This window comes from Erythrobacter sp., assembly GCF_030066995.1.
In the GTDB taxonomy this organism is placed as follows: Bacteria; Pseudomonadota; Alphaproteobacteria; order Sphingomonadales; family Sphingomonadaceae; genus Erythrobacter.
The window spans coordinates 282063-304447 of the sequence record NZ_JASJAP010000004.1; the positions used below are offsets into that span (position 1 = coordinate 282063).

Genomic DNA, 22385 nt, shown 5'->3' on the forward strand with positions numbered 1-22385 from the left:
GTAGGTCGTGAACGTCAGAGCCGAGCCCATTGCTCGCAGCGCCGGGGTCAAGGGCGTGAAGGTCGCCTATTGGGAATGGCGCGCCGATCCAGGCAATAACGAAGCGCCTCTGCTCTTCGCGCATGCCACGGGGTTTCACTCAAGAGTGTTCGACGCGATCATCGAACACTTTCCCGGTCGCCGCGTCATCAGCGTCGATCTGCACGGGCATGGTCGCTCCGAAGGCGGGCCGATCGATCATTGGGGCACCGTGATTGGCGAGGTCGCGGGCCTGCTTGACCAGCTGCGCATCCGCCGCGCTGTGGGCGTTGGCCATTCGATGGGGGCTCACATCCTTGCGCAATGCGCCGCCGATGCCCCGCACGCGTTCAGCCGCCTCATCCTGTTCGATCCGGTGATAATGGAGCCAGACCGCTACACGGCCAAGGGCGCCGCCTCCATGGCGAGCGCCCCGCATCCAGCGATCCGCCGCAAGCGCGATTTTGCCAGCATCGAGGCGATGATGGAGCGGTTTCGCTCGCGCGAGCCTTACGCGTTATTCGAAGCCCGGGTGTTTGAGGACTATTGCCGTTTCGGCCTGAGGCGAAAGCCGGATGGACAGAGCTATGAACTTGCCTGTTCCCCGGAAATGGAAGCCAGCATTTACAGCTCAAGTCTGAGCAATTCCGGCATTCACGAAGCGGTTAAACGGATCGAAGCCCCCACTCTGGTCGTCCGCGCCAAGCGAACCGAAGCCATGGATTTCAAAGGTTCCCCGACCTGGCCGATGCTAGCCGACCAGATCCCCAAGGGCACCGACTTGCCGCGCCCGGACCGCACTCACTTCCACCCCTTCGAGGATCCGGCTGACGCGGCGGCGATAATCAGCGAAGCGATAGCCGGCTAGACGGATCGTCGGCATTCGCCAGCGACGCTGAGCAAATCCTGGAAGTCCACGCGCGCCTGTGCGATCTCTTCAAGACGCGGCTCGGCCATATTGCGCGCGAGACTTGCGGCAAGACCGCCATAGAATTGCACCAGCGCATCGTGCATTGGGCTATCGGGCGCGACCGACCGCGCGAGGTGAACGGCGATGCCGTGCGCTCGGGTCAACGCGTCGCGCGGAAACGTTGCAGGCTTGCGCCTGAGAGCGATCAGCGCCTGACCCAGCGCAGCAACGGCCTCCTCCAGGCAAATCCGTGTCAGATCACCGCCGCTGGAGGCTTCAATTCGCGCGTCAAGATCGACCCGCGCATAGGCGGCGGAAGGTGTTCGCACCAGCGACTGCATCAACCGTCATCCGAGATATTGAATTGTTGACGAATAAAATCGAGCGTCGATTGTGACGCAGCGATCTGGCTCTCCGCCGCGGCGTAGGTGCGTGCAAGCTGGGCGCGCAGGTTCTCCTGCTGCTCGGCGATCCGCTCCAGCCGCGCGTCGTTGCGTTCGATCTGGTTTTCGTACCGGGTGATCGAGCCGCCAAGGGATCCCGGATTGCCGATCGCGGTGTTTTCCCGCGCAAGATTGTCGATGGTTGCAAAGACGCCAAAGGCACCCGTCGTGAACATCGACGCGGCGGCTTCGGGGCTGTCTCTCAGGGTTTGCTCAAGCCGGGCGCTGTCGATCCGGAAGGTCCCATCGCGCGTCAGCGAGAGCCCAAGGTCTGCAAGCGTGCTCGGCTCACCGGGCTCGGCGTTCGGCATGACCACGGTGTTGGTCAGCGCCGACAGGTCACGGCGCAATTCGCGCGCTCCTGGATCGCTTTGCAAGGGGTTTTCCCCTTCGCCCGCGCCATTGAGAAGCGCAACAATGTCGTTCAGCGCCGCAGTCAAATCGTTCATGACGCCGGTGATGGCGTCGGCGTTCTGTGTGAATTCAACCTGCGTCGGATTGCCGGAATTGGTGCCGGTCAGCGTCAACTCGATGCCTTCCGGCAAATCGGTCACCCGATTGCTCGCCGAGCGCATGGGCACCGTGTCCAATTCAAACAGGGCGTCCTGGGCGCTGGACCGCAGCTGGCCGGTGTCGCTCGCCGGCGACCAGGCAAGATAGCTCAGATCACCAGGCGTGTTCGATGGACCTGGCCCGGCGCTGGTCGGCTCGATAACGAACCCGTTCTGCTCCCCATCGCGCCCCTTGATGACCAATTGCGCGCCATCCGTACCTTGCGCGACATAGGCTTCCAGTGCGCCCTCGCTTTCGAGGGTGATGCGTGCGGCTAGATCGGTAAGCGTTTCGGTCGGGCCAACGCTGATTTCCAAGGCCGCCTGATCGGGGTCTTCGGTGAAGGTCGCGTCGGACACCGCGCCGAAGCGGATGCGCAAGGTCCCTTCGCCGACCAGATCGTCGCGGCTCGAATAGCTCGGCGAGACCAGCGTTTGACTGTCCGCAAGCTGGGTAACTTCGAGCGAATAGCTCCCGCTCGGGCTGGTGCCGGTGGCGCTTGAGACTTGCGCAACATTGGCGTTGCCGATGCGCCCGCGCGGCGAGACGTCGCCGGTGCGGATCCGGTCGCCAAGCGCGCCGGACAGGTCGGTCAACGAGCCGCGCAACTGCGCGGCCGCAGAAATCTGCGTCTGCAGCGCTTCGTTGCGCGATTGCAGGGTTTCGCGCTGAAAGCTGTAGGTGGCCTCGGAGATATCGTTGGCAAGCTGGTTGAAGTTGATACCGCTGCCCGCGCCGAGCGCCGAAATGATGGAGGAGCCAGTGTCAGACATGATACACAGTACGGTTGCTGCCGCCAGAGCTTAAGAGTGCCATGTTCTACGCACGCGAAGCGGCGATGTCGGGCCGCCCTTCCCCGTCGAAACGCAAGTCTTCGGGCACTTCGACGCGGGGGCGAGACGGGCGCTCTCCACGCTTTAGAGAGAGCACGAACGCGACAAGCGCGGCGATGGCGACGTAGAGTTCCTCGCGCACCATCTGGTTGGGCTGAGTGGTGAAATAGACAGACCGAGCGAGCGCGGGGTATTCGAGGATTGGCAGCCCCTCCTCACCGGCAATATCGCGCATTGCGAGAGCCGTTTCCCCGCGCCCCTTGCACACAAGGATCGGCGCGGGCGCGCGGTCGGGATCGTAGGTCAGCGCCACCGAGTAGTGGAGCGGATTGACGATTACGAACTCCGCCTCCTTCATCGCCTTGGCCACACCGCCGCGCGCCAGATCACGCTGGCGCTGCCGTCGCGCACTCTTCACTTCGGGCGAGCCCTCGGCCTGCTTGGTCTCGTCGCGCAATTCTTTGAGACTCATCATGAGGCGCTTGTTCCGCTGGAAGCGCTGCAGCGGGTAATCCACCGCGGCGATGATCCCGAGGCCGAAAATCAGCAGGGCGACGAGGTTCAACCCCGCCTCCCACCCAAAGGCCAGCTGCGCTTCAAGAGTGCCGCGCCCCAGCCCCATTAGCGGTGCAAGGTTCTGCGATGCCCACCACCAGGCAAGGCTGGCGAGCAACGCAAGCTTCAGAACGCTCTTGCCCAGCTCGATAAGGCCTTGCGTGCCGAAAATGCGCTTGAGCCCGGAGACAGGATTGATCTTCGAGCCCTTGAAGCCGATCGCGCTGGGATTGAACCGCGCGCCTTCGCCCAGCAGCAATTGCGAGATCAGCGTGGTCACGACCGCGGTGCACCCGATCACAAATATGGGCGGCAGGATCTCGCCTGCGGCCTGCGCGACCAGCGCGCCCGGATCGCGATATTCCAGGGCGGAAGCATCGAAGTTCAGGCTGGTGCGTGCAATGTTTCCGATCCCGCCGAACAGCCACGGCCCGACCAGGCTGAGCGTGAGCGCGCCCGTCGCCATGGCGGCTGCTGTCCCCAGCTCTTTGGAGCGCAGGACGTCGCCCTTCTTCGCCGCGTCGCGCTTTTTCTTGTCGGTCGCCTCGAAGGTTTTGTCGTCGCTGTCTTCGCTCATGGTGCGAGCCCGCCGGAGATCTCGATGAGGTTGCCCGTTTCGCTCAACGCGACCTCAAGCAGGGCGACGAATTGCTCGATCAGAATGGGAAGGCCGACAATCAATGCGGTGATCCCGGCGAGCGTCCCAGCCGGAAGGCCCAGTGCAAAGAGATTGAGCGCGGGCGCGGAGCGCGAAATGATCCCTGTGACCAGTTGCACCAGCAAGAGGACAAGCACGACCGGCAGGGCAATCGCAGCGGCTGTGGCAAACCCATAGGCCATGAAGAACACGATGCTTTGCGCCGCGCCCGGCCCTATCGCAAACGATCCTGCGGGCAGGATGCGATAGCTTTCAAGCAGCAATTCGAACCACAGCAGATGTCCGCCTATGGCGTAGAACAGCAGCGTGAGCAGGAGTCCGAAATAGCTGCCGAGCGCGCCCGACTGCGCGCCGCTGGCCGGGTCGATCGAGGTCGCGATTGCGAGCCCCATCGTCCCCGAAATCTGCTCCGCAGCGATCAAGGGAACCGCAAAGGCGAGCTGCAGCACAACGCCCAGGGCCGCCCCGATCACCGCCTCCTGCACGACCGCCAGCAGCGCGGCAAAACTCATCATCTCGGGCGTTTGCGCCGGCGGCACCCACAGCGCGACGAAGACGGCAAAGGCAAGCGCCAAAAGCGCGCGAAGCGCCGGAGGAACCGACATCACGCCAACCATCGGTGCCGCCAACAGCGCCGCGCCGCAGCGCACCGACAGGAACAGCAATTGCCAAAGCTGCTGGTCGAGCGGGCCAAAACCGAGATCGAGAACGTTCACGTGAGACCGCGGGACATTCAGGCGGCGATGGCCGAGACCTGCGCGAAAATCTCGCGCATGAAATCGGTCAGAAGCGCCATCATCGTGCCGCCCAGAACGACAAACACGACAGCGATAATCGCCAGTTTGGGCACAAAGGTCAGCGTCTGCTCGTTGACCGAAGTCGCCGCCTGAATGACGCCGACGACCAGGCCGACAAGAAGAGCTGCGAGCAGGACCGGGCCAACGATCAGAGCCGTCACCCACAAGGTCTGATCCGCGAGCGCCAAGAGCGCCGCGTCCTCCTGAAGCCCCGCCGAACCGCTCATGAGAAGCTCATCGCAAGGCTACCCATCAGCAGCGCCCAACCATCAACGAGGACGAACAAAAGCAGCTTGAAAGGCAGCGAGATGATTGTGGGTGAGAGCATCATCATCCCCAGACTCATCAGCACGCTGGCGACGACGAGGTCGATCACAAGAAACGGCAGGAAGATCATGAAGCCGATCTGAAACGCGGTTTCCAGCTCGCTCGTCACAAAGGCGGGCAACAGGATCGAGAAGGGAATCTCGGTCTCGCTGGCAAACTGGCCGACCCCCGCAATGTCTGTAAACATCAGGAGATTGGCCTCGCGCGTCTGGCGGATCATGAACGCGTGAAAGGCCTCGCCACCCTGCGCAATCGCCGCGTCTGCGCTCACCGTCCCGGCGGCGTACGGCTCAATCGCGGTCGTGTTCACCGTTTCGATAGTCGGTCCCATAACGAACAGCGAAAGGAACAGAGAGAGCGCTATCAGCACCTGAGTGGGCGGCGAGCCTTGAAGCCCGAGCGCCTGGCGCAGGATCGAGAGAACCACAAGGATGCGCAAAAAGCTCGTCATCATCAGCACCAGCGCGGGCAGGATGGTGAGCAGCGTCATCACGACGAGAAGCTGGATCGAGGTCGATAGCGGCGCGTTCTCGCCGTCGCCCGCTGGCCCCTCGCTGCCCAGAGCGCGCTCTATGGCGGCGCCAATCCCGGTCGGGTCCGTGCCTGCGGGCGACGCTGCGAACGCGGTCTCCGCGCCCGCAAACATGGTTAACGCAGTAAGGACCAAGGCCCCGATTGAAGAGAAAGCAGCCCGCATCAGACGTCCGCCGACGTCGCCGCTGCGCGCGCGTCCGCTTCGCTCAAGCGCACAAGTCCCTGGCGCGATAGGCCGAGCAGGATCTCGCGATCACGAAAACGCACCACAGCAAGCTTCATCCCCGGTGCAAGCAAGGTCGTCTCGACAAGTTCAACCTGCCGCCCGGTTCCGCCCTGCCAGCCGACCATGCGGGTCTGCAGAGCGCGCGTAAGACGCAAGCTTCCCCAGATGAGCAGGCCCAGGAGCGGCAAAAGCAGCGCGAGCCGGGCGAAGTATTCGAGCATCATGACGCATCACCCGCGTCCGACCCCGATCCCGGCGAGGTGGTCTCGGCATCGGGGTCGGGCGAGCCCGCTGTTATCTCGGCCAGGGCGTCGGCTAGCTCGTCGACGGCGGATTCCGGATCGACGTCATCGCCCGAGGGGCTGTCCGGTTCTTTCACAGCCGCCTCTGAGGAAGCGTCGGGCGGCGGCGATGTCGGCGCAGGAGCGGTCGGGGCAGAAGGAGTCGGGGCAGAAGCGGTCGGTGGGGCAGACGCCAAGGGCGTCGCAGGGCCAGTCGGCGCTCCGGCGAAAGACGCGCTCTGGGCCGCATGCTCTTCTCCCACCAGTTGAACAATGCGCAGCGCAAATTTGCCATCCTGCGCGATCACCTCACCTTGCGCGACCACCCGCCCGTTGGCGGTGACGTCCAGCAACTCATCGGTCAGCCGGTTCAGCGCGACAACGCTTCCCTGGCCAAGCGAAAGCACATCGCGCAGCGGCATGTCGGTGCGGCCAAGCTCGACCGAGAGGCGGACCGAAACATCTCCAAAGCGTAGCAAGGCGGGGCTGAAATCGGTCACGCGGCGACCCCCCTGCCTGGCACCCGGGTCAATTGAAGCGCCATCCGGTCTTCCTGCGTGCCAAGCCGCCCGCTCGCCACAAGGTGAACGCCGACTCGAAGCGGAATGTCTCGCGCTACGGCAATCGGGATCTCGTCCCCGGTCTTCAGACGTCCCAGCTGCCCAAGCGACAGATCGAATTCAGCCAACACCGCGTGCAGAGCGAGCGGCATCGCGCCAAAGACAGCGCGGTCCTGATCCTCGGTTTCCCCGTCTACCCTTCGCATGGCGGAGGTCGAGCCAAGCCCCGGGAGAAGCGCGTCAAGCCCCTCCTGAGGCATTGCGAGGGCGGCGCTCCAGGATACGTCATCCGAAGCGGTGAGAGTTATCGTTAGAGAAGCGCATTGTGTGGAGGGGCCAAAGGGCTTGAGGCGCGAGGCGTTCTCGCTGCGCACGATAACCTCGCCGGTGGGCTCCTCAGCGCCATCGGCGCTGTCAACCGCGCTTACTCTCGCAATAGCGCAAGCGACGAGGCGCGAGGCCTGCTCGATCAGAAGCGCTGCGGATCGCGGCAGTTTCGCGACCTCGTCGGACGACACTTCGCCGGTCCCACCAAAGCTGCGATCCGTGAGGGCGATCGCGGTCGCGGTGTTGAAACTGAGCAACGCGGTCCGGTCGCTGGCGCCGCAACGCAGGAGACTGTTCGCCGCTACCGGGCCGATACGACCAAACACCTCTTGTCCGCTCAAGGTTTCGGGATCGCCGACCGCGGCCTCGATCCGGTCGCCGGACAGCAGTTCGGAAATGTCCTGCCCCAGCTCACGCCCCAGATCACGCCGCCACAGGGCGAAGCATTCCGCGCGCTCTTCGGGGCGCGGCCCCCTTTCGGTGAGCTCGGAGCAATGGCGCGCCAAAGCGCGCTCGGCAGCGAAGGTCTGCGCGAGGTTCATTGGACCAGAAATCCCTTGAAGTGGACCGCATCGATCCCGCCAAAACCTTCATTCTCCTCCAGCACCTCGTTGATCGCCTTGGTCAGGCGTTGGTTCAGGCGCTTGCGTCCCTCGGGCTCGAACACATCGGCTTCAGGGGTCGCGGCGAGCTGCACCAGAATGGCGGATCGAATGGCGAGTTCGTGATTCTTAACCCAGCCGAGAACGCGTCCGTCGCGCTGGGTCGAGACCGCGATTTCGACTTGTATAAGAGCCGGCGAATCCGACAGGTTGGAAGTGAAGCTCTCCTTGAAACTGTAATAGGCGGTGCGGTACTCGCTTCCGCCTTCGCCATAGACCGGCGCCTCTTCATCTTTGTTCTGTCCGGGCAGCGGGTAAGGATCGCTGTCCCCTTTGCGCACCAGTTTGGGCTCGTCCGGGCCGCTTTCGCCGTCGCCCCCCAGAAGCCCGGCGGCAAACGCCCCATAAGCGCCCCCGGCACCGATCGCGAGCATCACAACGCCCGCAATGACAGTCTTGATAAGGCCGCCCTTAGACTTTGCATCTTCGGTGGGTTCGGCGTCCTTGGCCATAGCCGGTCAGCTCCTGATCGCGTCGAGATGGTTGGTTCAAGCGAACAGCGCTCCGCCGGACGTCTCATTGCGCTGAGACTGAGCGGCATCGCGAGTGTTCGCCGCGGCTGTGTTCGCGCCGCTATCCGTCTCTTCGCCCGAGTATGGTTTCGCACCCCCTTGCCCCGACCCCGGGGAAGACCCGTAGCGCTGCTCCTGAGCGCCCGCGCCTCCGCCCCAGGCGCCCGATTGCGCCGACCCCTGATCCTGGCCACGCTGGGAAAAACCGCTTTGTGCTGTCGCGCTTTCGCTCATGGCGGGTACGGACCGCTCAGCAAGGGCCGCCTGCACAGCGGGCACAAAGCCCGGATCTCGGGCACTCAGCGTGGCTCGCCAATCGGAAATCGGGGCGCCCGCGCTTGCTTCGACACGAAGCGCAACGGTGCCGAATTCGCCATGACGCAAAGTGGCCTCAGACCGGCTCGCCCGACCGGCCTCGCGATTCTCGACGATTTGCTCAACCATCTGATCCACCCCGGCGCTCGGTAGGGAAGGCGCAGCGTTTGCTGGTGGCGGCGCTGAGCTCGGCGTCGGTGCGGCAGTGAGCGGCGTCGCCGGGAGCGAGGCTTGGGGCGACGCCGACAACGCAGCTTGTCCGCCCGGCGCGGCCGAAGGCGACGCAGCGGTTGAGGACGCAGAAGCTTGAGGCTGCGGATTGGTCGGCTCGGCCTCACTTTCAAGGACCGCAGGCGAAAGCGCAGCCGTTTGGGAGATCGGAGGCGCGTCGGAGACGGGAGCCTGGCGATCAGGGAGTACGGGCGTGGGCGCGGCCCGGTTGTTGGCGATACGGACGGTGTTTGCCCTCAAGTGCGCGCTCGGTTCTTCGACGGAAGTCGGCCGGCTCTGCGTGGTTAGCTGAGCGGTCCACACCGGAGCGCTCGCAGCGGTGGGTGGATCTTGCGTCGCGACGGTAGGTTGCGGGTTGGAGAAAGCGGGTGAGGCGACCGACTCGACCGGTTCGCGTCCGCCTGCCGGTTCGTCACCAGCAGGGTCGCGGGCTTCAGGCTCGGTTTGCGCGCCTGATGTTTCCGCACGTGCGCCTGGAACACGAGGTGGCGGCCCCTCAGGCGCTTCAGTCTCATCGTCGACTTCCCAGGGCGGGGATTCGATCACCTCCTCAGCCGCGTCCGTGGGCAACGCCATCGGCTCCGCCAAGTCAAGCGCCGCTCCCGGCAGTATCGCGCCGTCCCGCGGCAAAACCATGCCGGGTTCAGGTTGCGCCGGTGTCATCGGTTCAATGATCGCCGACAGAGCGGTTTCAGACGCGTCCGTCTGCGACGGCGCCGGCGTTTCCAAGGCGAGCAGATGCGCCGCAAATTCAGCTTGGCGCGGGACTCCCCTCTCCAATGTCGCGCCCGGCAAGCCCGCGCCCTCTCCGGTCTCCGTTGAAACGCCAGCGAGCCCGATCGTGGCCGTGGTCGCGGTCGTGGTCGTGGTAGCTGGGGCGACGGATTGGGCTGCGGTTGGAAGAGAGATGGGAATCATCGGGATGTCCTTGCACAGGGGCTTTCGGGAGTGGAGGCGTCTGGTCCGGTGTCTTGGCTGGGTCCCTGCACAGGGCGTGCCAACCCGCGTTCAGAGAGGCGTGAGGGCGACACAGCGTCGACCATGGACCCTTTCTCCCGCGCCGCTTCTAAGGCCGCTTTCGCTTCACCCAACCGTTCGGCATGACGCCGAGCGCGGGTCTGCGCCTGGCCAAGAGCTTGCGCTTGCGAGGACGCCCTACGGGCCGCGTCGGACCTGGCGGTCTCCGCCTCATGGGCAAGCGAAGCCAACGCGCTCGCAAAGCGCGCGGTGTTCCGAAGCGCTGCCGCGTCGCGCGCTTCGAGCTGACGAGCGTAGGTCTTTGCAAGTCCACGACTGCGCTCGGCCAGCGCCGCGCTGCGCGCCTCCTTGTCGAGGGCATCGGCGAGCCCGCGCATCGCTGCGCGCTCGCTGATCTGCGCCATGAGAGCCTGTCGCCGCGCGCGCTGCCATTGGCGTTTCTCGCGCTTCATACAAGCTCTCCCAGAGCAGCCAGGCTGGCGGGCAGGGGCACTCCTTCACCGCGCGGCTGTTGAAGGAAGGCGTCGATCGCGGAGGCCTTCTCCAGCGCTTCATCCAGCGTCGGATCGGAACCGGCGCGATACGCGCCCATCAGCACCAGATCGCGGTTCTCCTCGCGCGCCGCAATCAGAGCGCGAACGCGACGCGCGGCTTCCAGCGTCTCTGGCGTCACCAGATCGTCCATCACCCGGCTGAGCGAAGCGGGCACGTCGATGGCGGGATAGTGCCCGCGCTGCGCCAGATCGCGCGACAAAACGATATGTCCATCAAGAATTGCGCGCGCCGTGTCGACCACTGGATCGTTCGCGTCATCGCCGTCCGCCAGCACCGTATACAGCCCGGTCACGGCACCGCCCGTCCGCGCCGAATTGCCCGCGCGCTCGACCAGCTTGGTGATCGCCGCCAGCGCGCTGGGCGGATAGCCGCGCGCGGCGCCCGGCTCGCCAAGCACAAGCGCCAGCTCGCGCGCGGCGTGCGCAACGCGAGTGAGGCTGTCGAGGATGAGCAGGACGCGCTTGCCCTGCTCGCGGAAATACTCCGCCATGGCGGCTGCGTATTGCGCCGCGCGCAGACGCAGATTGGGCGCGTGATCGGCCGGCACGGCGATAACAATCATGCGCCCCCGCCTTGGTCCCTGCATGTGCCGGGCGACGAAATCGGAGACTTCGCGCGCGCGCTCCCCGATCAGAGCAACGATAGTCACCTCCGCCTCGGAATGCGCGGTCATCGTGTCGATCAGCACGGACTTTCCGACACCCGAGCCCGCGATAACACCCAACCTCTGGCCCACCCCCATAGTGGTGAGCGCGTTGATCGCGCGCACGCCGCAATCGAAAACGTGTCGGACCGGAGCGCGTTCCAGCGCGCCCTCACGGCGTCCGGCGAGCGGCCAGCTGCGCGCCAGGCCAAGTGCGGGTCCGCCGTCGATCGGGGCGCCCAGCCCATCGACCGCCCGCCCCAACAGCGCCTCGCCCACGCGCACCGTGCCCGGTTCACCGCAGGCACGCACTCTCGCTTCCGGGTGCAAAAGCACCGTATCCCCGAGCAGCATCATCAGCGAATGGCCCGCGCGAAAGCCGATCACTTCCGCCAGACTCTGATCGCCGGACTCGTGCTCGATCGCGCCCAGTGAACCGATTGGCAGAGGCAGTCCGGCCACCTCAATGAGCCCGCCATCGCAGGCGACCACACGCCCTTCAAGCCAGGGGCCCGGGTCGACGGTTGCCGCGCGCATGCGCGCAAGATCAAGCTGCATCTCGGCCAGCATGGCTATGCTCTTCCTCCTAGGCGCGCAGAGCTTCGGCGATTGCGCGCGCCCAGTCCTCTGGTCCGTCACGCACCGACCCGTCGGCGCTCGTCAGACGCAGCGAGCCCGGCGCCAGCGCTGGATCCTCGGCGAGTGTCCAACCCGGCAGCGCGCTCTCGTCCAGCTTCGCGCGGGTCTCTGGGTTCAGATACAGTGTGAGGTCGCTCGGTCCCGCCCCAAGGCGCTCGGCGGCCCGCTGACACCGTGAGAGCACAGCCGCATCGTCGATTGCGTATTCCCCGATCACCTGACGGCACAGCGCGAGCACGGTTTCGCTCAAGTCCTGAGCCAGAGCTTCGAGCGCGGCGGCGTCGAGCGCGCGAAAGGCCAGCCGCAGGTCGCGGAATCGTTTCCTTTCCCTTTCAAGCTGATCCTCGCACGCGCGGGTTGCCTCAGCCTTACCTTCGGCAAGGCCGCGCAGGAACGCGTCGTCCTCCGCAGATCCATGATCACTGTCTGGCGTCGAAGGTTCAATTTCAACAGCCTGCACCGAGGTCGCAAAGGGAGCTCCTTCCAGAAAGCCGCTCGGCGAGGCGGGCGCGTCGGGTGCGAGCGCAGCGATCCAGTCCGAACGCGACGAGCTCTGCAATCGGGCCTGCGGGACGGCGCCAACCTCGGCAATCCACTCAGATGAATTCGCCATCGTCCGACCCCAGCGTGATCTCGCCCTGTTCCGCCAGACCGCGCGCCATATCGACCACCTTGCGCTGCGCGGCCTGAACCTCGCTCTTCGCCAGACGCCCGCGCAATTCGATTTCGTCGCGAATGCCATCGGCCGCGCGGCTCGACATGGCGGCGAAGAACGGCCCGCGCTGCGCATCGGGCAAGCCCTTGAGCGCGTCGATAAGCGTTTCGTTGTCCACATCGCGGAGCAGGCGCCCCATGTTCTTGGGATCGAGATCGAGCAGCATTTCGAAGGTGAAAAGCTCTTCCTCGATCCGCTCGGCGAGCGGTCCGTCCACCTCGGCAATCGCAGGCAGAGCCGTGTTTCTGAGGTCGCCTTCCGACAAGTTGATCAAATTCGCCGCGTCGCGCGGACCACCCATCGTCAGAGCCGCCGCGCCGAAATTCGCGCCGATGCGCTGGGAAAGGAGGGCGTCGATCATTCCCATCGCTTGCGTCGAGACCGCGTTCATCTTGGCGATGCGCGCAAGCACCCCGGATTGCGAGGCTTCGGGCAGCGCCGTGAGGATCTGGGCGGCGGGTTCGGGCTCCAGTAGAAGCAAGAGTGCGGCGATAACCTGGGGATGCTCATCCTCTATCAGTTTGAGTACGACGCTGGGCGCCAGCCACCGCGCCATTTCAATCGAGCGCGGGCGCGCTTCCGGTTCGATCCTCAGCATCATGCTCGCCGCCTTGGTTTCCCCCAGCGAGCGTTCCAGCAGATGGCGCAGCCTTTCGGGTCGCCCGCGCGCGGGCATGACTTCGCGGCCCGCCTCCTGCGCGAAATCGCCCAACGCCTCGGCGATATGCGCGGGCTCGATATCGCCCAATTCGCACATCGCCGCGCCGATCTGCTCAAGCTCGCCCGGCTCCATCCGGCTCAGCAGGAGCGCCGCGTCCTCATCGCTCAGGAGCGACACGAAGACCGCCGCGCGCTCCACCCGGCTCATCAACGGCTCAGGAGCGGTCTCGCGGTCGGTTTCGGTGTCGGGGCGGTCAGTATCCAAGGTATCGTTGTCGGCCATCACCCCGCCCCCTGTTCCGAGGTTTGCGCGGGGGGCTGAAGCATACGCTGCAGCGCTTCGAGCGCGCGGTCGGGCTGCTCGTTGGCGAGAGTACGCGCGAGCCGGACCTGCCCAGGCAGCTGGTCCAGGGAGGCGCCCGCCACCTCGCCGCTTTTCGGCTCGCTTGCACTCTGATCCGCGATCGGCTTCGGGACGTCGGGCGTGGGTGTGTCCTTGGGCTTGGTGCGGGCAATCAACGGACGCACGCCGAACAGCAGCGCCAGCAAAACCGCGATCAACGCCGTGCCATAGCGAACGACCTGCGCAAACCACGCCTGCTCATAGAAGGCGAGGGGTTCAAGCGCGGTCGCCTCGAACGCGCTGACCGCGATCTTGACGGTGTCGCCGCGTTTCTCGTCGATACCCAAAGCCGCGCTCACCAGGGCTTCCAGCTCTTCGGGCGTCAGCGGTGCGGCGGCGGCCATCGCGTCCTGGCTGACCGCGACGGCGACAGACAGCCTGGCGAGGCTCCCGGCGCGCTTGGCTGTCACCGCGACTTCGCGGTCGAGTTCGAAATTCCGCTGCACCGCGCTTTCGGTGTCGCCGGGCGTCGGCGCCTCCGTACCACCTGGCGTCTCAGCACCGGGAGCCTCGGGTTCGGGCGGGCCATTAACCAGCTCGGCATCCGGCGGGGGCGTGTTCGCAGGCACGCCGGGCACGCCGCCGACCGGACGCGCGGCCACGCGCGTCGCGCGACGCTCGCTCTCCGAACGCAGCGCGCCCTCCTTGTCATAGGTTTCGCGCGCGCTCGTCACCTCGCTCTGGTCGAGTTCGGCCTGCACCTGGCTGGTAAAGTTGCCCTCTCCCAAAAGCGGAGTGAGCAGGCCGGCCAGCTGGCTTTGCAGCTTGGCTTCGAATTCACGCTGCAAGGCGAGACCATCCGCCTGAGCGTCACGCGCGGAGGAGAGCAGCCTCCCGTTCTGATCCACCACGCGCACCGCGTCCGCCGTGAGGCCTGGGACAGAGCCCGAAACCAGGTTGACGATCGCCTCGACCTGCCGCTGGCTGAGTGAGCGCCCACTCACAAGCCGCACCATCACGCTGGCGCTGGGCGGGTTGGAATTGCGCACAAACACCGATCGCTCGGGCGTTGCCAAATGAACGCGCACCGATTCGATCCCGTCGATTTCACGGATCGTCAGAGTCAATTCGCGCTCGCGGGCCAGACGCAGCCGCTCACCTTCGAGCGTTCGGCTGGAACCAAGAGGGATCGCGTCGAGCATCTCGCTGGCACCTTGCGGCGCCGCCAGCCCCGCATCGCTCGCGACCAGCATGCGTGCCCGGTAGATATCGTCTTCCGCGACCGTGATCGCCCCGGTGGCAGTATCGATCGCGTAATCGATCGCGCCGGTCTCCAGCGCCTCGACCACTTGCGCACGCTCGCTATCGGAAAGGCTTGCGTAAAGGATGCGCTGGGGCGAACCGGCGATCGCGAGATACAGCATCGCGACGACGGCCAGCGCGCCAACGCCGATCAAGGCCGGAACTGCGCGGCGAAAGGCAGGCTGATCGGCGAAGGCAGAAAAGCGCGCCTGCCAGCCTTCGGTCGAAGCCGCGGATCCGCCCGGATTGGTCTCAATCAGCGTCGGCTCGGCTGAAACGGGAACGGTCGTCTGCGCCACCTATCAGGCCCCCATCCGCATGATTTCCTGATAAGCGCTAAGCAGCTTGTTGCGCACCTGAAGCGTCGCCTCGAAGGCGATCCCGGCCTCCTCGCGCGCGAGCATCACTTGAGCGATGTCGGTCACCTCGCCGCGTTCATAGCCGGCCTGCATGTCGGCGGATCGCTTTTGCACCGCGCTTACCTCTTTAAGAGCGCCTTGCAACGTCTGCGCAAAGTCGACCGATGGCGTGCCGGGAACAGCAGCGGCGATGGCGCCGCCGCTTGCGCTCGACGTTTCGCTCGCCGCGCGCACCGCGCGCAGGGCTTCGCTGCGGGCGAGCAGATCCTGACGCAGCGCCAGCACCTCGGTGAGACCTGTGGTGGGAGAGGTCACACCCCACCTCCCATCGCCCGCCCGCTTGCGGAAGGGTCGGGCTCCAGCAACCCGGACTTGCGCATAGAGGCAAGGCGATAGCGCAGCGTGCGCTCCGAGATGCCGAGGGCGCGCGCGGTTTGGGCGCGGTGCCCATCATGCGCCGCAAGCGCGGCAAGGATCGCCTCGGCTTCGGATTGGAACGCGATGTCGGACAGCGATGCTTTTGTCTTGAGCGCGCTGTTTATCCCTCGCCGGGGCACATCGCCGGACGGAACGGCGCGCGCGGCCTGATCAAACACGATATGCTCCGAGCCAATGCGCGGCGCGTCTCCCGCGAGCAGGAGCGCGCGCCGGATGACGTTCTCAAGCTCACGCACATTGCCCGGCCAGATATGCGTTTCGAGCAGGGCCAGCGCTTGGCCTGAAAGCCAGGTCGGACCGGCGCGCTCGGCCACCTTGCCCGAGGCCGGGCCGCACGCGTGGCGTAGCAGCATACCGAAGGCGAGCGGCGCAATATCTCCGGGCCGATCGCGCAGGGCCGTAATCTCGAGCGGAAAGACATTGAGGCGGTAAAGCAAGTCTTCTCGGAAACGCCCGGCTTCGACCTCGCTCGCCAGATGTCGGTTGGTGGCCGCGATCACCCGCACATCGACAGCAATCGGTTTGGTCGCGCCCAGGGGTAGAACCTCGCCCTCCTGAAGCGCGCGCAGCAGTTTGGCTTGCAACGGCAAGGGCAGTTCCCCGATCTCGTCGAGCAACAAGGTTCCGCCATCAGCCGCGCAGAAAAGACCTTCTCGCGCTTCGCCCGCACCGGTGAAGGCTCCCTTGCGATGCCCGAACAGCAGGCCTTCGAGCATGGCTTCAGGCATTGCGGCGCAATTGACGGCAACAAACGGGCCGTCCTTGCGACGCGAACGGCGGTGGACAAAGCGCGCGAGCACTTCCTTGCCCGTGCCGGTCGGCCCCTCCAGAAGGACGGGGATTTCCGCGCCTGCAATCCGTTCCGCCAGCGTCAACAGCGCAAGGCTTGTCTCATCGCGCGCGATCGGCCAGCCGCCTTTCGTCGCGCCCGACCACGAAGCGATCGCGGTGAGCGCTGCGCGCGCCGGCTCCAGTGTGTCAGAGTTATAGGTTAGCGCCACTCGCGCCTCGCCAAGCCGCGCCAAAGCGGGGGCGTCACCCAGACGCAAATCGAGTTCCAGCCGCTCTTCTGGAGGACAGCCAGGCGGATGCGAGAACGTGCCCAGCTCGCCAATCGAGAGGCGCGCGCGCTGCCAATGCGTTCCCAGAAGCGGAAGAACCGGCTCAAGCAATTGCGCGTGATTTTGAGGATAGCGCGGCCTGGACATTTGACTCGGTTCGGCGCGGCAGGGCTGCGCTGCCAGTGCTGGTCCGCGTTCGCGAGCTGGCTCGCAATCGGGCAGGCGTGATGGGCTGGTTGGCATGAAAGGCGTGTCCGGCATGTGTCGTGACTGAGGCCTCCTTCTGCCGCGCGCGCGTGCAAGATGTCGCAAATTTAAGCCCTCGTAGGATCGCGTAAGTGCGCGCTTTGCTGGTGTTTGCCCTCCCTCCGCCAGATCGCGGCGGCGTGGGCGTGTGCCCCACGGCCTCTTAACGCACCCAGCTCTCTCGACAGCGCCAGACGTCACGGAGCGCGCAAAAAAATTCCCGCTTAAAGATTGGCCGAGCCGGTCGCTCTTATTCCCAGCAGCCGCGGAGTTTGCACTCTTGAATGTCCGTCGTTGCCCTTGACCTACCAGACACGGGAGTTTGACCTAATGTCCGTTATCAACACCAATATTTCCGCCCTGCGCGCTCAGAACGCGACCACATCGGCAAACCGCATGCAAGACGACGCGATGGAGCGCCTGTCGACCGGCAAGCGCATCAACAGCGCTTCGGACGACGCGGCGGGTCTGTCGATCGCGACCGGATTCACCAGCGACATTCGCGGCATCAACCAGGGCATCCGGAACGCCAGCGATGGTATCGCCCTCGCTCAGACCGCCGAAGGCGCGCTCGAAGAAGTGACCAACATGCTTCAGCGCGTTCGCGAACTGGCGATCCAGTCGAGCACCGGCACCAACGATGCCGATGCGCGCAGCTTCCTCAACACCGAAGTCGCCGAGCTCAGCGCCCAGATCACCGATATTCTGAGCAACACCGAATTCAACGGCGTGTCGCTGTTCAGCACGACCAGCGGCTCCGATGTCACAGTCGACATCACCATTGATGCCGGCCGCACCGTGACGCTGACCTCCACCGCGATCGGTCAGGACCTCAGCACGACAGCGTTGAACGTGGGCACGGCTGGCGATGCGGACACCACCATCACCAACGTCGATGCGGCGCTGACCGATGTGAACACCGCGCGTTCTTCGCTGGGTGCGGGGCAGAACCGCCTCCAGTCGGCCATCAACAACCTGACGACGACGTCAACCAACCTGGTCGATGCTCGCTCGCGGATCGAAGACGCGGATTTCTCGGCCGAATCGACGGCGCTTTCCAAGGCGCAGATCCTTGGTCAGGCCTCAACGGCGATGCTCGCTCAGGCGAACCAGTCGCAGCAGAACGTGCTCTCGCTGCTGCGGTAAGCGACACGTGCGTCAACAAGCTCCCGCTGGGGGCAACGGGAAGCCCGGAGCCATTACGGTTCCGGGTTTTTCGTTTGGGGAGCGCCTGTCCATCGTCGCGCACGCAAACGACGCGCGCTTGGGGCAGGCCGTCAAGTTCGAACGCTTAGGGTTGGGAAGCCTCGGCGGTGCGGTCTTGCCAGTCGATCACTTCAAGATAGTTGCGCAGGCGGTTTTCCTCCAGCCGCGCGATCAGCGGATTGGCGTGATAGGGCAGCAAGAATTCGGCCAGCGCGCCCGACCAGGGCGCGTTCGCATCGAAGATCACGCCCAGCCCCAGCACCGCAGGAACGTGGACGTAGTACAGCGGGCGCTCCGCAGTGTCGGCCTGCTTGAGGAAATCCTCCACCGCGGTCAGCACGCCGTTGCGCGCGCCGCCTGCGTGGAGAGCCACGGCGAAGTTTCCCATGCCGCGAAGGCCCCTTTGCGGGTACGCCGCGCCGGATTCAAGGCGCACCCCAGCGTCATAGCTGTGTGGATGACGCCATCCGGCTGGAATGCGCTCAGGCGCGTAGTAAAAATCGCGCCGCGCGCAAGGCCAGGAAACATCGTGCAAAAACGCCAGCAAAGGCCTGTCTGCCTCCCGCTGAATTAAGTCGATCACGGCTAGTTCGTTGAAAACGGTGTAATAATTGTGGTCGCCGTCCACAAACCAGGCGTCGACAGCCGGGCAATCGGCCAAAGCTTCAAGGCTTGGGGCTGCGCGATGATCGACATGCGGGTGTGTCTCGGCCCATTCGCAGAATCCCGCAGCGGGCTCGGGATCGATACAGATCAAGGTGCCGCCGCGTTCTCCACACCGCTCAGCAAGCGTGCGGGACATTCCGCCAAACTCGCTTCCGATCTCACAGATCGAGACGACGTTCGCCTCATCAAGACACGGCGTGATCAGGCTTGAGAACTCCGACATCGAGTGGATCAGAAGATCGCTCACGCCGCGGTCTCCATCGAAGCGTTGGTGGCCGAAGGGCCTTGCTGCGTAGAGGCCTCGCGCCGTCTGATCGGGCGAAACGCGATCTCGATCATTTGCGGCCCCGGAGCCTCATCGACTGCCCATTCGGGCATCACCATCACCAGCGCCGTTTCATCCAGGCAGCGCAAAAGGCCTGGCGACAATTCGTCCATCCGATCATAGGTCACCGCGCGACAGGGCCTGGCGGCCTCGTCCTCGCGCTCTCCGGTAAGCGAGGCGAGACGCGATCGGGCGACGCTGGCCAGCTCGACCCATTCACACGCCGCCCCCAGTTGCAGCGCGACAGCCTTGTCGCTCGGGCGCACGGGAATACGCGCCACGTAATAGCCGTCGTGCGTGGGGTTCGCTGAAATCATGGAAACGGCTTCATCGCCCTCGCCAATATGGAAGCTGGTGAGATCGAGCGAGCGCACCGTGTAATCGGCGTAGGTCAGACCAAGGCCAAAGCGCATCTGGGCCATCAGCGCCAAGCGAGTGGTCATATCTTCTTCGGCAAGATCCGCCGGCAGGAACATGCGCGAGGACCCCTTCATGTAGAACAGCCCGCGTCGCTTCAATTGCTCGCTCGCGTCTTCCTGATCGAACAGCGCGACCATCCGCTCCGATCCCAGATTGACATCGTGTTCAAAGCTCCTGAGCGTGTTCAGCTCGGTCCGGTCGGGCAGAAACAGGAAGCGCAGCAACACCTGCGATGCGCAATCGCGCCAGGCCGCGCTTGCGTGCACATCGCGCGTCCGGATGATGGGATTGGCGCCGGCGGCTCGGACAAAGCGCTCGGCCCCGGCCTGGACCCGCTCGCGCACCGCGCTCTGCGCGCCTTTCACACTCGGCGAGCGTCGCAGAGCCGCCCCGTTCTCGTCATAGCCGATCACCGAGCCCAGCTCGCAGGTTGCCAGCTGCTCGATAACGGCGACGTTGGCGCAGATCGCCTCAAGCACGCCCGCGTCGAAGTGCGACGCGTCTATCAGGCCGCTCTTGTCAAGGCCGGTCGCGCTGCGCTCGCGGCATATCAGATATCGTCCCGCCACGCGCACGCCCAGCTCTTCGGTAAGCAACGCGTCAATCGCGTTCTGCGCCGAACCGTCATAGCCCAGATCGACCAGCATCAACGTATCGCCGGGCTGTGGATCGACAGCGGCCCGCACATGCTCCATCAGGCCGTCCGCCATAGCGCGCGCGCGGCGGCGAGTAATCTTCTGACGCTGACCCTTGCGCAACTCGTTGAGCAGTCGCTCGCTGGCTTGGCTAAGCTCGCTGTCGGTGCTGGGAGACCCGATGACCCGTTCGATCTCCTCCTCGCTCAACAGCATCTGCCGTGCAAGGGTGGACGGGTTGAGGCCGTGTTCGAGGCCAACATGGCGAACGTAGGCCTCGCGCGTGGTGAGCGAGGCGGCGGTCGCGACAAACCGGCTGATCTCGACGCGACCCTGGCTTTTCGCCTGATTCTGGCTCGGCCCAGCCTGATGGACAAGGTGGGGCAAATGCCCATCGCGCAGCATGAAGAGCCAATGCACCGTGCCGCCGTGCGCTTCTTGAAGCTCCTCGGCCTGCTCGCGCAGCCAGCGGTCAAACGCGGCGAAGATCGGGCCAAGAACAGTGAAACCCAGCGCCTCCGCCGCATCAGTGATCTGGGGTTCATACTTCGCGAGAAGCGCCCGGTGCGGCTGCAGACCGATCAGGCGCGAGGGCGAGGAGCCAGAATTTGAACCGCTCATCTGTTGGCACATGCGCTCAAATCTAAGGCGTCGCTTTGCGCGCTCGTCAAACTGCACCAGATGCAGCGCGCGGATGCCAAGCGCACGGGCGCTTTCATAGTCCGCCGCGCGGTTATCACCGATATGCAGCGCCTGATGCGCGCGGCGCTTCATCGCCTTGAGCGCCTTTCCCAATAACCCTTCGCCTTTCGAAACGCCCGCATCGCTCGACGCGAAGACCCGGTCGATCAGCCCGGCCACCTCTTCGCCCACCGCCGCCGCGATCAAATTACGCAGCTGCTCCGCGCTCAGATAGGTGTCGGAGACTATGATGATCTCAAGCCCGCGCGCCTTGGCGTCCATCATCAGTTCAACCGTGGGCGCAAAAGCAAAGCAGGCGCGCGCTTCGGCTTCCAGTTCGGCGGCGATGGCGGCTTTGCGCGCGGGTTCGTCGGCATTCGGCAGCGCCTGCGTGTAGATTTCGCCAAGAGAGACCTCATTGCGGCGCTTGTGAGTGCGCATGATCCGGCGCGCCTTCGCTTCCCCGCCCGCGCGCTGGCGCAAGAGCAGGTCCGGTAGGTCAGCGAACACATCGCTGGGCGCGTGGCAGTCGCGCCAGAGGAGCGTGTCGAAACAGTCGAGCGAAAGCGTGGTCACATCCTTCGGAGCGTGATCGAGAGCGTGAGGCAGTTCGTGAGGGAGAATTTCGTCGGATTTTCGATCAAGAACCGCTGAGCGAACCGCCTTGCCCGCATTTAGGCTGGCTAGCTTGGGAGAGGCCAATGTGGCCGCGGGGGTCTGCGTGGTCTCAATCATCAGCGGATTTCCATCGACGTCGGGCGTTTAACACACGGCCAACGGCTAGGCTCTCATGGTTGAGGGGCTTCGACCTGTCACCTAAGGGCGCGCCCTAAGGGGACCCACGCAAGGCGCCGGATTCAGTCCGCGTTCTGAGTGATCGGTTGGCGCCGACGGCGGCGCGTCTTGCTTCCGGATTCGAGCAGCAACAGTGAAATGCGCCGGTTGCGCGGATCGGCGGGGTCGTTGGCAATAAGCGGTTCACGATCCGCCACGCCTTCGATCCGGGCGAAACGATTGGCGAGGATACCGTTGCGGATCAGCTCTTGACGGGTTGCTTCCGCGCGCCCGGCGGAGAGCGACCAATTGTTGGCCAGAATACCGGGCCGCCAGGGAAGCGAATCGGTGTGGCCGCGCAGGATCAACGGCGTCGGACCCTCCGCCAGAGTGTCGCCAAGCACTCCCAGCAGCTCGCGCGCCTCGCTGGTGAGCACCGTCGTGCCGAGCGCGAACATGGAAAACTCCGCGTCATCCACCAGATCAATTCGGATACCTTCTGGCGAGCGCAGGACACGCACTTGCCGCGCGAGCCGGGCAAGCTGCTTGGTCTTGGATAGGCGATCGTCAATCTCCTCGCGGATCTTGCGCATCTTCTCCTCGATCGCGTCCGCGTCGCCGCGCTCACCGCCTTCGACCGGGCCGCCAATCGCGCTGCGGGGGATCGTGATCGCCTGCGTGCCTGTCTGCCCTTGCGAATTGGGATAATCATCCACGTCGGTGAGCGAGGCCCCGCCCAGCAGGCTGTCAGAGCCGGCCCCTTGCTGGCGCATCTTGACGAGCGTGGGCGTGAAATAGTCCGCGATCCCCTTGCGCTGGTTTTCCTCGGTCGCGCCGAGCAACCAGAGCAGGAGGAAGAACGCCATCATGGCGGTAACAAAGTCCGCATAGGCGACCTTCCACGCGCCGCCATGGTGCCCATCGGCGGCTTCGATCGTCACCTTTTTGACGATTATCGGAGCGGGCGGCGCAGCCGAGGCCTCGGTCCCAGCCATCGC

Annotated in this window: 23 protein-coding genes; 2 read left to right on the forward strand and 21 right to left on the reverse strand. The window is 64.9% G+C overall.

All coding sequences use genetic code 11. The features are described from left to right. Positions 1-7: 7 nt before the first annotated feature. Positions 8-886 (forward strand): alpha/beta hydrolase, encoded by an 879-nt coding sequence (locus tag QNI87_RS11420; protein ID WP_300596554.1) that lies wholly within the window; start codon positions 8-10, stop codon positions 884-886. On the opposite strand, the gene QNI87_RS11425 is transcribed toward QNI87_RS11420, so the two are convergent. The 18 genes from QNI87_RS11425 to QNI87_RS11510 all read right to left on the reverse strand — a co-directional run bounded on the left by QNI87_RS11425 (position 883) and on the right by QNI87_RS11510 (position 16581). Further along, a complete protein-coding gene (locus QNI87_RS11425; RefSeq protein ID WP_300596556.1) occupies positions 883-1257 on the reverse strand; it encodes a hypothetical protein in 375 nt (124 codons plus the stop codon). The genes QNI87_RS11420 and QNI87_RS11425 overlap by 4 nt on opposite strands. An 11-nt stretch (positions 1258-1268) precedes the next feature. Next, positions 1269-2696: a flagellar filament capping protein FliD gene (gene fliD / locus QNI87_RS11430; RefSeq protein ID WP_300596558.1), complete on the reverse strand. Its 1428-nt coding sequence runs from the start codon at positions 2694-2696 to the stop codon at positions 1269-1271. A gap of 46 nt (positions 2697-2742) precedes the next feature. Then, entirely contained in the window at positions 2743-3888 is a 1146-nt protein-coding gene (locus QNI87_RS11435) for a flagellar type III secretion system protein FlhB (RefSeq protein WP_300596560.1), read from the reverse strand. Next, positions 3885-4685: a flagellar biosynthetic protein FliR gene (locus QNI87_RS11440; RefSeq protein ID WP_300596562.1), complete on the reverse strand. Its 801-nt coding sequence runs from the start codon at positions 4683-4685 to the stop codon at positions 3885-3887. The genes QNI87_RS11435 and QNI87_RS11440 overlap by 4 nt, the downstream gene beginning before the upstream one ends. Positions 4686-4702: 17 nt before the next feature. Continuing rightward, a complete protein-coding gene (locus QNI87_RS11445) occupies positions 4703-4993 on the reverse strand; it encodes a flagellar biosynthetic protein FliQ (protein WP_300596564.1) in 291 nt (96 codons plus the stop codon). Next, positions 4990-5739 (reverse strand): flagellar type III secretion system pore protein FliP, encoded by a 750-nt coding sequence (gene fliP, locus QNI87_RS11450; RefSeq protein ID WP_300596566.1) that lies wholly within the window; start codon positions 5737-5739, stop codon positions 4990-4992. Before fliP ends, QNI87_RS11445 begins: the two co-directional genes overlap by 4 nt. 50 nt (positions 5740-5789) lie before the next feature. Next, positions 5790-6077, reverse strand: coding sequence for a flagellar biosynthetic protein FliO (locus QNI87_RS11455; RefSeq protein ID WP_300596568.1), 288 nt, complete (start codon positions 6075-6077; stop codon positions 5790-5792). Next, complete coding sequence (fliN, locus tag QNI87_RS11460) at positions 6074-6634, reverse strand: flagellar motor switch protein FliN (protein WP_300596570.1); 561 nt, start codon at positions 6632-6634, stop codon at positions 6074-6076. The genes QNI87_RS11455 and fliN overlap by 4 nt, the downstream gene beginning before the upstream one ends. After that, positions 6631-7563 carry a FliM/FliN family flagellar motor switch protein gene (locus QNI87_RS11465; RefSeq protein ID WP_300596572.1) on the reverse strand — a complete coding sequence of 311 codons (933 nt, stop codon included), beginning with the start codon at positions 7561-7563 and terminating at the stop codon, positions 6631-6633. Before QNI87_RS11465 ends, fliN begins: the two co-directional genes overlap by 4 nt. After that, complete coding sequence (locus tag QNI87_RS11470; RefSeq protein ID WP_300596574.1) at positions 7560-8135, reverse strand: flagellar basal body-associated FliL family protein; 576 nt, start codon at positions 8133-8135, stop codon at positions 7560-7562. The genes QNI87_RS11465 and QNI87_RS11470 overlap by 4 nt, the downstream gene beginning before the upstream one ends. A 36-nt stretch (positions 8136-8171) precedes the next feature. Further along, complete coding sequence (locus tag QNI87_RS11475; protein ID WP_300596576.1) at positions 8172-8639, reverse strand: hypothetical protein; 468 nt, start codon at positions 8637-8639, stop codon at positions 8172-8174. A gap of 1016 nt (positions 8640-9655) precedes the next feature. Next, the gene (locus QNI87_RS11480; RefSeq protein WP_300596578.1) at positions 9656-10171 is read right to left on the reverse strand and encodes a hypothetical protein; all 516 of its coding nucleotides are present in this window, start codon (positions 10169-10171) and stop codon (positions 9656-9658) included. Further along, on the reverse strand, positions 10168-11475 hold the full coding sequence (locus tag QNI87_RS11485) for a FliI/YscN family ATPase (protein WP_300596658.1): 1308 nt from the start codon (positions 11473-11475) through the stop codon (positions 10168-10170). The genes QNI87_RS11480 and QNI87_RS11485 overlap by 4 nt, the downstream gene beginning before the upstream one ends. A 28-nt stretch (positions 11476-11503) precedes the next feature. Next, positions 11504-12169, reverse strand: coding sequence for a FliH/SctL family protein (locus QNI87_RS11490; protein ID WP_300596580.1), 666 nt, complete (start codon positions 12167-12169; stop codon positions 11504-11506). After that, on the reverse strand, positions 12153-13214 hold the full coding sequence (locus tag QNI87_RS11495; RefSeq protein WP_300596582.1) for a FliG C-terminal domain-containing protein: 1062 nt from the start codon (positions 13212-13214) through the stop codon (positions 12153-12155). Before QNI87_RS11495 ends, QNI87_RS11490 begins: the two co-directional genes overlap by 17 nt. After that, a complete protein-coding gene (gene fliF, locus QNI87_RS11500; RefSeq protein WP_300596584.1) occupies positions 13214-14875 on the reverse strand; it encodes a flagellar basal-body MS-ring/collar protein FliF in 1662 nt (553 codons plus the stop codon). The genes QNI87_RS11495 and fliF overlap by 1 nt, the downstream gene beginning before the upstream one ends. A gap of 3 nt (positions 14876-14878) precedes the next feature. Then, positions 14879-15250: a flagellar hook-basal body complex protein FliE gene (gene fliE / locus QNI87_RS11505; RefSeq protein WP_300596586.1), complete on the reverse strand. Its 372-nt coding sequence runs from the start codon at positions 15248-15250 to the stop codon at positions 14879-14881. Then, positions 15247-16581, reverse strand: a complete 1335-nt coding sequence (locus tag QNI87_RS11510; protein WP_300596588.1) for a sigma 54-interacting transcriptional regulator — start codon at positions 16579-16581, stop codon at positions 15247-15249. The genes fliE and QNI87_RS11510 overlap by 4 nt, the downstream gene beginning before the upstream one ends. A gap of 429 nt (positions 16582-17010) precedes the next feature. On the opposite strand from QNI87_RS11510, the gene QNI87_RS11515 reads away from it, so the two are divergent. Then, positions 17011-17826: a flagellin gene (locus QNI87_RS11515; RefSeq protein ID WP_300596590.1), complete on the forward strand. Its 816-nt coding sequence runs from the start codon at positions 17011-17013 to the stop codon at positions 17824-17826. Positions 17827-17971: 145 nt separating this feature from the next. On the opposite strand, the gene QNI87_RS11520 is transcribed toward QNI87_RS11515, so the two are convergent. From QNI87_RS11520 to QNI87_RS11530, 3 genes are all read right to left on the reverse strand, one after another. Beyond that, positions 17972-18799, reverse strand: coding sequence for a class I SAM-dependent methyltransferase (locus tag QNI87_RS11520; protein WP_300596592.1), 828 nt, complete (start codon positions 18797-18799; stop codon positions 17972-17974). Beyond that, a complete protein-coding gene (locus QNI87_RS11525) occupies positions 18796-21348 on the reverse strand; it encodes an HAD family hydrolase (RefSeq protein ID WP_300596594.1) in 2553 nt (850 codons plus the stop codon). The genes QNI87_RS11520 and QNI87_RS11525 overlap by 4 nt, the downstream gene beginning before the upstream one ends. A gap of 122 nt (positions 21349-21470) precedes the next feature. Next, on the reverse strand, positions 21471-22382 hold the full coding sequence (locus QNI87_RS11530; RefSeq protein WP_300596596.1) for a flagellar motor protein MotB: 912 nt from the start codon (positions 22380-22382) through the stop codon (positions 21471-21473). Between the last annotated feature and the right edge of the window lie 3 nt (positions 22383-22385).

Bases quoted from the DNA above. Each gene is read 5' to 3' on its own strand.
- fliD (WP_300596558.1), bottom strand. From the start codon at position 2,696: ATGTCTGACACTGGCTCCTCCATCATTTCGGCGCTCGGCGCGGGCAGC.
- QNI87_RS11435 (WP_300596560.1), bottom strand. From the start codon at position 3,888: ATGAGCGAAGACAGCGACGACAAAACCTTCGAGGCGACCGACAAGAAA.
- QNI87_RS11445 (WP_300596564.1), bottom strand. From the start codon at position 4,993: ATGAGCGGTTCGGCGGGGCTTCAGGAGGACGCGGCGCTCTTGGCGCTC.
- fliP (WP_300596566.1), bottom strand. From the start codon at position 5,739: ATGTTTGCGGGCGCGGAGACCGCGTTCGCAGCGTCGCCCGCAGGCACG.
- QNI87_RS11455 (WP_300596568.1), bottom strand. From the start codon at position 6,077: ATGATGCTCGAATACTTCGCCCGGCTCGCGCTGCTTTTGCCGCTCCTG.
- QNI87_RS11465 (WP_300596572.1), bottom strand. From the start codon at position 7,563: ATGAACCTCGCGCAGACCTTCGCTGCCGAGCGCGCTTTGGCGCGCCAT.
- QNI87_RS11470 (WP_300596574.1), bottom strand. From the start codon at position 8,135: ATGGCCAAGGACGCCGAACCCACCGAAGATGCAAAGTCTAAGGGCGGC.
- QNI87_RS11475 (WP_300596576.1), bottom strand. From the start codon at position 8,639: ATGGTTGAGCAAATCGTCGAGAATCGCGAGGCCGGTCGGGCGAGCCGG.
- QNI87_RS11480 (WP_300596578.1), bottom strand. From the start codon at position 10,171: ATGAAGCGCGAGAAACGCCAATGGCAGCGCGCGCGGCGACAGGCTCTC.
- QNI87_RS11485 (WP_300596658.1), bottom strand. From the start codon at position 11,475: ATGCAGCTTGATCTTGCGCGCATGCGCGCGGCAACCGTCGACCCGGGC.
- QNI87_RS11490 (WP_300596580.1), bottom strand. From the start codon at position 12,169: ATGGCGAATTCATCTGAGTGGATTGCCGAGGTTGGCGCCGTCCCGCAG.
- QNI87_RS11495 (WP_300596582.1), bottom strand. From the start codon at position 13,214: ATGGCCGACAACGATACCTTGGATACTGACCGCCCCGACACCGAAACC.
- QNI87_RS11510 (WP_300596588.1), bottom strand. From the start codon at position 16,581: ATGTCCAGGCCGCGCTATCCTCAAAATCACGCGCAATTGCTTGAGCCG.
- QNI87_RS11515 (WP_300596590.1), top strand. From the start codon at position 17,011: ATGTCCGTTATCAACACCAATATTTCCGCCCTGCGCGCTCAGAACGCG.
- QNI87_RS11525 (WP_300596594.1), bottom strand. From the start codon at position 21,348: ATGATTGAGACCACGCAGACCCCCGCGGCCACATTGGCCTCTCCCAAG.
- QNI87_RS11530 (WP_300596596.1), bottom strand. From the start codon at position 22,382: ATGGCTGGGACCGAGGCCTCGGCTGCGCCGCCCGCTCCGATAATCGTC.